Source organism: Parapedobacter brassicae (assembly GCF_051400755.1).
Lineage (GTDB): Bacteria > Bacteroidota > Bacteroidia > Sphingobacteriales > Sphingobacteriaceae > Parapedobacter.
Genome location: NZ_JBLFFL010000001.1, coordinates 999650 through 1011991, shown reverse-complemented (window position 1 = coordinate 1011991; position 12342 = coordinate 999650). Strand labels below are relative to the sequence as shown.

Sequence of the window (12342 nt, the reverse complement as noted above, 5' to 3'; positions counted from 1 at the left end):
CGCTCGTCTTTCCGCCGACCGCCCATCACCGTTCACTCGTCCCTCAGACTATCCACCGGATTGGCTACCGCCGCCTTAAACGCTTTGATACCGATGGTCAGCATGGCGATGGTTAACGCGGCCAATATCACGATCAAAAACAAGCCGACCCCGAGGTCAATGCGGTAGGCGAAATTGGCCAGCCAATTGCTCATGGCGTAATAAGCCAGCGGAGCGGCTACACAAAATGCGATGAGAATCATGTAAATAAACTCTTTGGAAAATAGGTAAACGATACTCGTCACGCTGGCGCCCAATACTTTGCGGATACCGATCTCTTTTATCTTTTGAGCCAATATGAACGATACCATGCCGTACAGCCCGATACCAGAAATGATGATGGAGAGGACGGCAAACAACTGGTATACCAAGGCCATGCGATCTTCTTGCTTGTAAAACTTAGCTATACTTTCGTCCAGGAAATCCGCTTGGAAATAATGTTCAGGGTAGCGCTCATTAAATCGTTGGTTGATGGCACTCAGCGTGCTTTTACCAGCGCCACGCGCCAGCTTTATCCCCGCTATGGAATAACTGTCTTTGAGTGTGCTCATGATCATCGGCCCCACCTCCTCTTTCAACGAATTAGGCGTAAAATCCTTCACCACTCCTGTAATCGGCATCCACTGTCCGCTGAAACCGATGCGGACATGCTTTCCAATGGCTTCCTCGGGCGAGGATATGCCCAGTTTCTTGACCATGGTCTCATTGATCACCGCTTCTTTTAGTGTATCGCTTTCCTGGTAGGGCTTCCCGGCTGCAAACGTCAGCTTATAATTGTCGAAATAGTCCGCATCGGCAAATTTCAGAAAAGTAGGAAATGCAATCTCCTGCTCCCCTTCGCCCTTATAGTAAAAATTAGACGACCACCTATTGTCAGACGAAGGAACATCGCTCGCCAGGCTTACCGATTTGATTTCCGGGAGCTGCAACAGCTGCTGCTTGAAGGTCGCCATCAGCTGCCTGTTATCGTCCGAAGGCACCTGTACCACATAGACCGCCTCCTTATCAAATCCCAAGTCTGCATCCCGCACAAACGCCATCTGCCGCACCGCCACGAAGGTGCCAATCATCAGTAGCTGGGCAATGGCAAACTGCACGACGACAAGCACTTTCCTGATCGGCATGCCCCCCAGCTGGGCGGTGTTGATTTTGCTTTTAAGCGCCACCACAGGCTTAAATCTCGATACGATAAGCGCAGGATACAATCCCGACAGTATCGTCATCACGATCAGGGTTATGCATAGGAAGATTACCGTATTGCCTTGCAGCAACGGCAGTTCTTTAGGCATATCAGAGAGGTGGTGTATATAAGGCATCGCCGCATACGCCATCCCGACAGCTACGATCACCGCGAAGCAGACGAGCAGAAACGTCTCCCCGAAAGACTGCGCCATCAGGCTCCCCCGGGATCCGCCCAACACTTTCCGTACCCCTATTTCCTTGCTTTTGCCAATGGCCTGAGCGGTACTCAGATTCACAAAATTGATTGCCGCCATGATCAGGATGAATATCCCGATGAGCGTGAGTGTGGTAAGCGTAGCCCGGTTGATCATCCGTTCGTTTATCGTACCATAGCGCAGGTCAAAATGAATATCGCTTAGGGGTTGCAAATGAAGGATTCTGGAGGAGTTTCCCTGATCCTTGAAATATTTTTTGGTCAGCCCATCCAGTTGTTGGCGAATCGCCTTTACATCTTGTTTGGAATCAAGCAATACATACGTCTGAAAGCTGCTGCTTACACTATTCCAATCGATGGGATCGTAGTCAAACAACTGAGCGTTGGCTTTCAATGTCGGGAAGGAAGCGATCAGGTGATACGGAAAATTGCTATTCTCCGGAGCATCTTCGACAATAGCGGCAACCCGGAGCGGTACCGCATTGGCCAGTTCGAATGACCGCCCTATGGCCTCCTGCCACGATCCGAAGAAGCGCGTGGCCGTCTCCCGATCGAGGACCGCATTATTAGGATCGGAAAGCACCGACGCACTGCCAGCAAGCCACGTCGCATCAAAGAGCGTAAAGAAATCAGCCGTGGTAAAGATGACCTGCTCAGCATATTTATCACTGGCGTTTTGCGGATTTCTATTCGGTACATCTACCTGCCCACCCGTGGCCAGCAAGGGCACGATGGCTTTTAATTGCGGCATATCCACCTGAAGCGCCTCAGGCACCGGGTAGGGAATACCAGTGTTGTAGTCGACCGAATTTTCATACGGTGTTTCCGTCACGATGCGATAAACGTATTCGTAGTTCCGTTGAAAACGATCATAACTCCATTCATAACGGACGATCACAAATAAAATCAATGCAGATGCAATCCCCAGCGATAACCCAAGCAAGTTGATGAGCGATGTCTGTTTTTGGCGGACGATGGCACGCCAGGCGATTTTGAAGTAGTTCATCAGCATAGCTTTAATGATTGATAGTTAACGCCAGGAATACCGCACCTACTGCGCCAAATACGCAAACTATTGATACATAGGGTTATGTGGCAATCGATTGCCTCAAAAGTGTTCGATTCCGAACAGTAGCCTGTTCAGATACGGACAATTGAGATATACAAGCAGCGGCTCACACATCAATCCAACGCTCGAATTAGCTCCTTAGCGATGACGCGGTACCCACGATCAGACGGGTGCAGTCCGTCATACGTCATGTCGATGGCCGCTTCGGGATAAGGGTATTCATCGTTCGCTGGGTCGAAGGCCACGTCGGTGTAAGCAGGGTATCTGTATTTACGGTATGCACCGGAGGCCGTGTCTTTAAGCCACTTGAATTTCACGAGTTTTTGCAAGGCCAGTTTGGGATGGTGGTACAGGTCTACCACCTTAAACCCTTCTCCGACACCGATCGCGTTGATCGTATCGGCGAATGCTTCGAGTGTCTGCCCATTTTTGTTCGGCTTATAAGACCCCCAAGCGTTGTTTTTATAGTCGTCGATATACACGAAATCCGCCCGCTGCATAGGCGTGATGAGGATCATTTCCGCGTCAGGGTTCAGGCTGCGCAGTTTGTCGATGATGACGCGGAATGCCCCGCTGGTCGTTCCAATTCCGGTATTGTTGCGGTAGTCGGCCGTCGACCCTGAGGGGAGGCCAGCCCACCAATCGTTCGTGCCCAGAAAAACGGTATAGTAGTCGGCCTTTTCCAACCCCAGTTTATCGATTTGTTCGGCAATGCCCACTGCCGTCCAGCCATTATGCCCTTGGTTGATGTACCGGATATCCGACCGTTTCTCGGTAACGAGCGTCATGTAGCCCTTCGTGATGCGGTTATTCGTCTCGTCGGGATGCTCGTTGAGGTAAGTGATGGAATCGCCGAGCGCAAGCCAAGTCCGCTGTTTTTGCCCGAAGGAGCAGCAGAGCAAGAGTATGGTCATGAATAATATAGTGGTTTTCATAATGGATGATAAATGTAATTCGTAGAAAACAAATATAAATACTCCAATGATATTGTTTTTCTTATATACAATATTTATTGTATGCGTGGGCAAAGGTATTGGGCGAACAGGCCGAGGCCGGCAAAGGCAGTTCGCTCAGCGCCAAGCTGGGTACGGTGGTCAAGAATATCCGCTTAGTAGAAGATAACCCCGAGCAGATCGAGGGCCGCGTAGAAGGGCAGCTGATCGTTATCCTCACGAAGTATCTGCGGAAGCAGAGCTGAGTCTACCCGCCTGTGATGGGGGCAGGCAACTTACCCCATGTGAGCAGCTTGCCCGAAGTGCAAGACCGCAGATATACCCGGAGTATACCCTAAGCATACCGCAGGCATACCCCGGGGAGGCCTGAGGTATGTCACTCGTCCCTCAGCGACTCTACTGGATTCGCCACCGCTGATTGTCTCCAACGGCGGGATGAACCAAGCAGTACGGCTTCCATTTTTTCTTCAAAATGAATTTAAGTCCAATGAAAATCGCGGCTTGTATAATTAGTGGGTGTTTTGTATTTTTGGTAGCAATGTACAAGAAGACAGAGATATTGAATATGCTGAAGGCGAAGAAGCAAGAGTTGAAAAGGAAGTATCACCTTTCCGAGCTTGGCTTGTTTGGTTCGTATGCGCGTGGGGACTATAATGACCAAAGTGATATCGACATTTTGGTTGATTTTGATGCACGTATTGATGGTTTCCAATATATTCGACTTGCCCACGAGTTGGAGGATCTCTTCAATCACAAAGTAGACCTCGTTTCCAGAAAAGGCATTAAACCATCCTACCTACCTTTTGTAGAAAACAACTTGGTGCATGTCTGAGCGGAATTTGTCTTTGCTTTTGCTTGATATCGAACAAGCGATAGAAGCTATTCTTGATTACACCAGAGGCTTTACCTTCGAAGACTTTGAAGCAGATGCCAAAACCAGGCATGCGGTTGAACGTAATTTTGAGATCATTGGCGAAGCGGCAACGAGGGTATCTGCAAGCTTCAAAGGAGTCAATTCACATATCGAATGGCGAATTTTAAAGGATTTTCGCAATTTTATCATCCACGATTACTTCGGTATCAACAATGAGATTGTTTGGGACACTATTCAATTGCGTTTACCGGACTTATTAACCGAAGTCAGATTGTTAAAAAAATGATGTGTTTCGGAATCTCGCCATTACGCGATTTACTCATCGCGCAAAGAGTCGACCGGATTGGCTACCGCTGCCCTGATCGCCTGCCAGCTTACGGTAGCCAGCGCAATCACTACAGCCGCCACTCCAGCCAAGGCAAACATCCACCATTCGATGTCGATGCGGTAGGCAAAATCCTCCAGCCACTTGTTCATCGCCCACCAGGCAATGGGGGAGGCTACGATCAGTGCAATGCCCACCAGCTTTACATAATCTAGAGAAAACAGCCGGACAATATTGCCCACCGATGCCCCTAATACCTTGCGGATGCCGATCTCTTTTACCCGTTGCTCGGTGGCATGCACCACCAGTCCGAAGACACCCAAGGCCGCAAGGAAGAGGGTCAACGCACTGAAAAACGCAAATAGGCGGGCTTGCATGATTTCTTTCTTGTACTGTGCATGCACGAGGTCATCCAACCATTCCATTTTCAACGGCTTCTCCGGGTGGAACTGTTTCCACAGTGGGGTCACGCCACGCATTGCGTGCGACTCATATCCGGCCTGTACTTTGATCAATACCGAAGCGTATCGGATGTCTTCATCCGCCACGATAACCGTCGGCTTTATGGGATCCCGTAACGACACGCTGTGGAAATCATCCACGATACCCACCGGTGTAGCATCCAATCTGGGTTCAAACACATCAAGTGCCTTCACGTCGAAGAGTTTGGCGGTGCTCGAGAGCACCAGCATCTTGGCGTGCCGGGCGTATGCTCTTCGGGTTTCCTTGTCATCCGAAAACCGCATCTCCCGATTGAAACCCGTGTTTTCTTCGCGTTGGTCGAATAGGCGCCCTTCACGTAGCTGAAGCCCTAGCAGCGCAGGGAGATCGGCGTCCCCGAAAATAAAGCTGACTTGCACTTGTTCGTCTGGACGTTGCGGATGAGGTAGGTTCATCATCATCCCTCCGGTACCCATGGTAGGGACCCACCCCGTCAAACTCACCTTTTCCACGCCCGGAATCCGCGCAAGCTCTTGTTTCAGGGTATTCCCGTTACCTCCTGTAGCAAATGCAGGAATATGCAGCACATTGGAGGGGCGGTACCCTAAATCTTTATTGCTCATGTATTGCATCTGCCGCCAAACGGTGATCATCCCGATGATTACCAGTAACGCGAGACCGAATTGAACGGTTACCAATGCTTTTCGGATGGCGGAGGCGCTTGAAAACTTACCGGTACCGAAGCGGTTTCGCAGGGCATTGCTCGTCTTGAATTTCGATAACATCCAAGCGGGATAGGCGCTGGTAATGAAGCCCATGACGATAATGAACGATAGGAATACCCAGATATTACCCGGTAAGTCAATGGTGAGCTCACGATCGATAAAATGCTGCAATCCGCGGAAAGATAATGCGTACAGACCGCAGGCCAGCAAGGCGGATAGCCCAAAAAACAATAGGCCCTCGGTGAGGAATTGCCGGATAAGCTGCCCTTTGGTGGCTCCCAATACACGACGTACTCCTGTTTCACGAAATCTTCGCACAGCACGGGCAGTACTCAGGTTTACGAAATTGATGCAGGCGATGACCAATAGCAATACAGCGACCACCGAAAAGATGTAGATATTGTTAAGATCGCCCTTCACCGATTGGTGGGCAAAGTCGGATTTCAGGTAAATATCGGTAATTGGCTGAAACGCATAAACAGGTATGTTCTTTTTGGTAGTTTCCGATGCATCGGTGACAAACGCCTTGTACCAACGGGAGGCTTTGTCAGCAAAAGCAGCCATATCCGTATGGGGCTTCATCAGGAGCAGCTGTTCCTCATAATAGCCCCAGCCTTCGCGGTTGAGGGCCATGCTGGAAGGCTTCGTGACCTGCAACCCGTCCGCTCGGAGATAAGTGTTCGATGGTAAATCGGCCATGATACCCGTAATCTGAAACGGCTTGGCCTCATCGTCATAAAGAGATACGCTGTAGATCGTTTTCCCGATCGGATTTTCATCCGGGAAATGGGTCTTGCGGAAGCGTTCGGTGATGATGAGGTTACCCACGCCCGCCATGTATTGCTTCGGATTCCCTTCCAATATCGTAAAATCCAACATGTTCCATACATTGGTGTCAGCCTGTATCACGCTCATGGAGATGGTTTCGTCTGCCGCCTGCGCCTTCCGGAAGTGATAATTCGATCTGCTCACCATCGCCGCCATTTCCACTTCGGGAAAATTGTTCTTGAGTTCGGTGCCCAAATTGGTATAGGCTGAGGCGTTCTTGCCTTCCAAACCCGCCGCCGTATCCACCGTAATGATGCGGTACAATTCATTCTTGTGCGTCCAAAACTTGTCGTATGATAAATCATCCAATACCACGGTACCCACCAGCATACAGGCGGCAAGCCCGATGGTGAGGCCCAGGATGTTGATGGTGGCGTAGGTCTTGTCTTTGACCATCGTGCGCCACGCGGTTTTGAGGTGGTTCTTGATCATTTTTTTAGATACTAGACATTAGACACGCCTATCTTTTTTCCTTTATCCTGGTTTTCTATCATCACTCGTCGTCTCTTCTTAAACTCCCTCCGCTGTTTTTAGCATGTTGCGTCCCCGGCCTAGGATATGGCAGCGGAGCGCCCCGGATCCAGACGGGGAGCAGCATGCTGAAATATCACTCATCCCTCAAACTATCTACCGGATTGGCCACTGCCGCCCGTATCGCCTGCCAGCTCACCGTAGCCAATGCAATCGCCACGGCTACCAAGCCCGCCAGGGCAAACATCCACCATTGGATCTCGATGCGGTAGGCAAAATCTTCCAACCATCGGTTCATCGCCCACCAGGCGATGGGGGTGGCGATTACTACAGCAATCAGTACCAGTTTGACAAAATCTTTGGAAAGCAATCCTACAATGCCGGATACCGAAGCCCCCAATACCTTGCGAATGCCGATTTCCTTCACACGCTGCTGAGCGGCATGCACGATGAGGCCAAACACGCCCATGGCCGAAAGAAACAGCATCAGTCCGCTGAAAAAGGAAAATAGCGTCTGTTGCTTCTGTTCGGCCTCGTACTGCTTATCGAGAATGTCCGTCACCCATTGGGCGTCCAGCAAGCGGTTCGGGTAAAACTTCTTCCACAGCTTCACGAGCGATTGCTGGGCTCGCTGCTCCATACCGGGTGTGGTGCGGATGAACATATAGGCATAATTCGGGTTTTCTTCCGCTAATATAAATGTTGGATCCAGCGCTTGATGAAGCGACGCCCGATGAAAATCTTTGATGATGCCTACGGCCGGGTAGCCTAATTTAGGGATAGGAATCCCTGTATCCTCGATGCGGAGCCGCTTTGCGGTCGATTCGGTGATGAGCGACGAGCGGGAATTGGCATAGGCTTCCAATTCTTCCTTTTCCATGCCCCAACGTGCCTGCATGTTGTAAATATCCGTACCAAACCCCCTGTCCAACTGTCTGCCACGCACCAACTCAAATCCCAAGGTGTTAACGAAATCAAAATCGGCGATAATAAAGTTTACCTGAATTTCCCGTCCTTCGTTTACCGGGTCTTCGGTCTTATTCATAAACGAGCCTTGCCCGGCCCCTGAAAGATCCCATCCCGCTAAACTTACTGATTCGATACCGGGTAGCTTTTTTAATTCGGTTTTAAACACTTCGCCTTTTTCATCCCAATTCCGCCGACCAATGTGCAAAAGGTTTTCTTTTTCATAACCGATATCCTTTTCGGCAAGATAGTCGACTTGCTGACGGACAACAAGTAAAGCGACCACCATGCCGACGGCGATCGCGAATTGGACAACCACAAGCGCTTTCCGAAGCGACCCTGCGCTTAGTGCTCCGGCGTGGAAAAGCTTTCCGCGAAGGGTGTTGGACGGTTTGAATCCCGAAAGCAACCATGCCGGATAGGCGCCCGTAACCAGGCTAATCATAAAAATTGCGGCAAGTGCCACCGCGAATAAACGGGCGTTTGCCAATATCGAATGCGTAAGCCCGTGGCCCATAAAGCGCTCTACAACGGGTAGCGTAAGGGTGTAGAGCCCCAATGCCAGTACGGTACCGGCGAAGAAGAACAGCAGTGACTCGGTTAAAAATTGGGAAACCAATTGTCCGCGCTGGGCGCCGAGGATTTTGCGTACGCCCGTTTCCTTGAGGCGTTTCATTGCCCGTGCCGTGCTGAGGTTGATAAAATTGATGCACGCGATGAGCATCAGCAGTAAGCCGACCGCACCAAAAATATACACGCTGCGATGGCTGCTTTTTACCGTTAACTGCCCATCGAAATCCGAATGAAGATACACGTTCCGTATGGGTTGGAACTCAAAAGCAGGAACTTTAACGCCCTCTTCCAAAAAGTCCGCATACCACGCATTTACTTTTTCGCTAAACGCTTGTCCATCCGTGCCGGGTTTAAGAAGGAAATACATGTTACTAAACGAGCCATCCCCGGTTGGATACAGGGTGTGTTTTTCGGGGCGATTGAGGACGACACCTTGTGCCCGCAAATGGGTGTTCTCAGGCAAATCCTTAATCACCGCCGTGATGGTATACACCTGCGGTTCCTTTTGCCATGTTGGCACGTCGTAGACCGTTTTGCCAACCGGGTCTTCGCCTTTGAAATAGGTGTCCCGGAAACTTTCAGTGATTGCCAAGTTTAGTTGTCCGGCAACATAAGGACTGAGTTGACCGGAAACCACCTGGAAGTCCAGCATCTCACGCGCGGTCGTATCGGCTTGTATCACGCGCATCGAGACACCATCATCGTTAGCGTTATCGATTTTTAGCCGCAACTCGGCAACATTCATATTCGTGAAGTTTTCCATTTCAGGAAACTGTTCGGCCAAAACAGGGCCCAAACCTGAGGGAGAATGTGCCCATTTGCCATAGACTGGATCTAAAGTGTTCACCTTGTACAGGTCATCTGCTCGGCTCCAGAACTTATCATACGACAGTTCATCGATGACCACGGTGAAGACCAGCATGCAGGCCGCAAGCCCGATGGTGAGGCCAAGGATGTTGATGGTGGCGTAGGTCTTGTCCTTGACCATCGTGCGCCAGGCGGTTTTGAGGTGGTTCTTTAGCATGATGGAACTGCATTTTTATTCCTTGCCCTTTAGCAGGCACGGAAAGACAAAAATACAAACAGTTATTGCGCCAAAGTGATAATGTTTTGATAGCCAGTAGCGTAGTGGGTTAGTCGTGGCTTAAAGTGTTCGATATCGGACACCCATTGTTCAGAAGCGGACAATCGTTAGAGCCACACAAATTGCCTGAACCACAGCTCATACACAGGATCAAGGAAATAAGATTGGCCATTACGAATTTCAACGAGTTCCTCAGAAAGAGCATATTTTATGTAACCTGATGGTTACTAACCGATAGGTTACCTATCACTCATCCCGCAAACTATCTACCGGATTGGCCACTGCCGCCCGTATCGCCTGCCAGCTCACTGTAGCTAATGCAATGACTACCGCCACCAACCCGGCTGTGGCAAACATCCACCATTGGATATTGATGCGGTACGCAAAATCCTCCAACCATTTGTTCATTGCCCACCACGCAATGGGCGAAGCGATGACCACCGCAATGAGCACCAGTTTTAAAAAATCCTTGGATAGTAACGCCACAATACCCGCAACTGTGGCACCAAGCACCTTCCGGATGCCGATTTCTTTTACCCGTTGCTGTGCGGCGTGCACGATGGCGCCATAGAGGCCCAAGCAGGCGATCAGGATGGCGATAAACGAGAAGACCCTGCTCAGCCGTTGGAACTGGATTTCCGCGAGGAAGAGTTGGTCGAATTCGTCATCGAGAAATGCATATTCCAAGGGGTGTTCCGGTTCAGCCTCCTTCCATGCATTTTCAATTGACAATAAGTTTTGGGCAAGATCATCCGTTTTGAGGCGGACCAGGATATTATTGGTATACTGGTTACCCAGCCCGATTACCGCGGGATGTATAGCCGCGTGAATATTATTCAGCTGGAAATCGCGTACGACCGCTAGTACTTCCTTTTCTTCACCAAAGAGACTGGCTTTTTGCCCTATCGGCTCGTCCCAGCCCATCGTTCGCACCATGGCCTCGTTTACAATGACCTTATTGGAATCCTCCGGTAATAAATCCCGGCCTGCAAGTAGTTCCATGCCCAATGTTTGAATATAATCGGTATCCGCAAAGAATTCACTTAGGTTGTAGGATAATCCATCCTTTTCTTCCACCCAATGAGAAATACCGCTCCCGAAAGGTGTTCCCAAGCCGATACTTGTGCTTTCGACACCCGCCAATTGCTCCAGTTGCTGTTTCATCACGGGAGCATTAATCGTACTGAAGCGCGGTGTTTTCAACACCAGCACCTGTTCCTTATGAAATCCGAGCCGCTCCGAACTCAAGTAACCCATCTGCTGTTGAATAATGATGACCGACATGACCAGCACCATCGCGATGGCAAATTGCACCACCATCAGTGGGCGACGGATGGCAAACCCTGCACCGCTGGCCGGGTGGGCTTTGCGGAGTGTATTTACCAGGTGTGAGCGGATGACCAGTAGGACTGGATAGACTGCCGATACGACCGAGAGAAGGAGCAATACAGAAAGGAGGACGATTAAATTAGGTAAACTCAAGAAAAACGCACCATCTATTTCACTACCCAACAGGTTACTGACAACAGGAAGTAGCGATAGCGTGATGAGCACAGCGGTCAACGCCGCCATTCCGCATAAGAGCAGGCATTCCATCAGTGGTTGGAACATCAGGTGCCGCTTATCTGATCCCAGTATTTTCTTTACGCCAAAGTCTTTCGCGCGTGCTGTAAAGTCAGCGATGGAAAGGCTAATGTAGTTGAAGGATGTGGAAAATACCAAGATGGCTCCGATGATTCCGAAAATATACAGGTAATTGATATTCACGGCATCAGGTGAAGCAACGATGTTGCTCGAATGCAGGTGGATATCCCGGATGGGCTGGAGTTGGTAGGTCGGTGGTTCTGATACCCAAGAGACATTGCCGGCCATAGCCGCATTTATTTTTTTCGACACGTTTGAAGCGTCTGCCTGATCGGTTAGATTCAAATAGATATAACCTTGGTGGGCCCAAGGGTCATCCAGATTTTTAAACGTATTCAACGAGCCGATAAGTTGTTTCTTCAGATGGGTATTGGAAGGCATCTCGGCGATAATGCCCGTCACCGTCAGGTCCTGGTCATCGACGGTAACGACCCTGCCCATGGCATTGGTGGTTCCGAAAAGCAGGGACGCCTTCTGTTGGGTAATGATGGCGGAATTCGGTGCCGCCAAAGCTTGGTCAGGCATACCCTGCAAAAAATGGATGTCGAGCAAGTTCAGCAAAGAAGCGTCAGCCCACATGAATGCTTTTTCGGTAAACACCTCGTTACCTATACGTAATGTAGCCGTCCCGATGGGTTTGACGCGGGCGATTTCCGCTATTTCGGGCACGCTATTCTCGATAAAACGGGTTATGGGAAGAAAGGTGTTTGCGGAGAGCGTTTTATCATTGTTGCCGGCCCAGCTTGAGGAAGCAACCATTCGGTAGGTATTTGTCCCATCCGGATGCATTGTGTCGTACGTGCTTTCGTGGTAGAGGTAGCTGGCGATACAGAAAGATGATACCAGTCCGACGATAAGTCCCAAGAGATTGATCAGGCTGAACATCCTGTTTCTCCACAGATGCCTGATGGCAGTTTTTAACGTGTGTGTGATCATGTTGTTTTGTTTTAGAAT

General features: G+C 49.9%; 7 protein-coding genes and 1 pseudogene. 3 read left to right on the top strand and 5 right to left on the bottom strand.

Features of this window, described 5'->3' with window-relative positions; translation table 11 throughout:
* Positions 1–32 precede the first annotated feature (32 nt).
* On the bottom strand, positions 33–2441 hold the full coding sequence (locus ACMGDE_RS03960) for an ABC transporter permease (RefSeq protein ID WP_436831458.1): 2409 nt from the start codon (positions 2439–2441) through the stop codon (positions 33–35).
* A 176-nt stretch (positions 2442–2617) separates the two neighbouring features.
* The gene (locus ACMGDE_RS03955) at positions 2618–3439 is read right to left on the bottom strand and encodes an SGNH/GDSL hydrolase family protein (RefSeq protein WP_436831457.1); all 822 of its coding nucleotides are present in this window, start codon (positions 3437–3439) and stop codon (positions 2618–2620) included.
* Positions 3440–3561: 122 nt separating this feature from the next.
* Here ACMGDE_RS03955 and ACMGDE_RS03950 point away from each other — a divergent pair.
* The 3 genes and pseudogenes from ACMGDE_RS03950 to ACMGDE_RS03940 all read left to right on the top strand — a co-directional run.
* Positions 3562–3702, top strand: a pseudogene (locus ACMGDE_RS03950) (PhnA domain-containing protein); the annotation flags it as partial.
* A 293-nt stretch (positions 3703–3995) separates the two neighbouring features.
* The gene (locus tag ACMGDE_RS03945) at positions 3996–4289 is read left to right on the top strand and encodes a nucleotidyltransferase family protein (RefSeq protein WP_436831456.1); all 294 of its coding nucleotides are present in this window, start codon (positions 3996–3998) and stop codon (positions 4287–4289) included.
* A complete protein-coding gene (locus tag ACMGDE_RS03940; RefSeq protein ID WP_436831455.1) occupies positions 4282–4617 on the top strand; it encodes a HepT-like ribonuclease domain-containing protein in 336 nt (111 codons plus the stop codon). Before ACMGDE_RS03945 ends, ACMGDE_RS03940 begins: the two co-directional genes overlap by 8 nt.
* Before the next feature lie 29 nt (positions 4618–4646).
* Here ACMGDE_RS03940 and ACMGDE_RS03935 read toward each other — a convergent pair whose 3' ends face one another.
* The 3 genes from ACMGDE_RS03935 to ACMGDE_RS03925 all read right to left on the bottom strand — a co-directional run bounded on the left by ACMGDE_RS03935 (position 4647) and on the right by ACMGDE_RS03925 (position 12324).
* The gene (locus tag ACMGDE_RS03935) at positions 4647–7082 is read right to left on the bottom strand and encodes an FtsX-like permease family protein (protein WP_436831454.1); all 2436 of its coding nucleotides are present in this window, start codon (positions 7080–7082) and stop codon (positions 4647–4649) included.
* Positions 7083–7257: 175 nt separating this feature from the next.
* Positions 7258–9684 carry an ABC transporter permease gene (locus ACMGDE_RS03930; RefSeq protein WP_436831453.1) on the bottom strand — a complete coding sequence of 809 codons (2427 nt, stop codon included), beginning with the start codon at positions 9682–9684 and terminating at the stop codon, positions 7258–7260.
* Positions 9685–9990: 306 nt separating this feature from the next.
* Positions 9991–12324 (bottom strand): ABC transporter permease, encoded by a 2334-nt coding sequence (locus ACMGDE_RS03925; protein WP_436831452.1) that lies wholly within the window; start codon positions 12322–12324, stop codon positions 9991–9993.
* Positions 12325–12342 lie beyond the last annotated feature (18 nt).

What these genes read in the sequence shown, in the direction of transcription:
- ACMGDE_RS03960 (WP_436831458.1), bottom strand. Translation starts at nt 2,441, where the DNA reads ATGAACTACTTCAAAATCGCCTGGCGTGCCATCGTCCGCCAAAAACAG.
- ACMGDE_RS03955 (WP_436831457.1), bottom strand. Translation starts at nt 3,439, where the DNA reads ATGAAAACCACTATATTATTCATGACCATACTCTTGCTCTGCTGCTCC.
- ACMGDE_RS03945 (WP_436831456.1), top strand. Translation starts at nt 3,996, where the DNA reads ATGTACAAGAAGACAGAGATATTGAATATGCTGAAGGCGAAGAAGCAA.
- ACMGDE_RS03940 (WP_436831455.1), top strand. Translation starts at nt 4,282, where the DNA reads ATGTCTGAGCGGAATTTGTCTTTGCTTTTGCTTGATATCGAACAAGCG.
- ACMGDE_RS03935 (WP_436831454.1), bottom strand. Translation starts at nt 7,082, where the DNA reads ATGATCAAGAACCACCTCAAAACCGCGTGGCGCACGATGGTCAAAGAC.
- ACMGDE_RS03930 (WP_436831453.1), bottom strand. Translation starts at nt 9,684, where the DNA reads ATGCTAAAGAACCACCTCAAAACCGCCTGGCGCACGATGGTCAAGGAC.
- ACMGDE_RS03925 (WP_436831452.1), bottom strand. Translation starts at nt 12,324, where the DNA reads ATGATCACACACACGTTAAAAACTGCCATCAGGCATCTGTGGAGAAAC.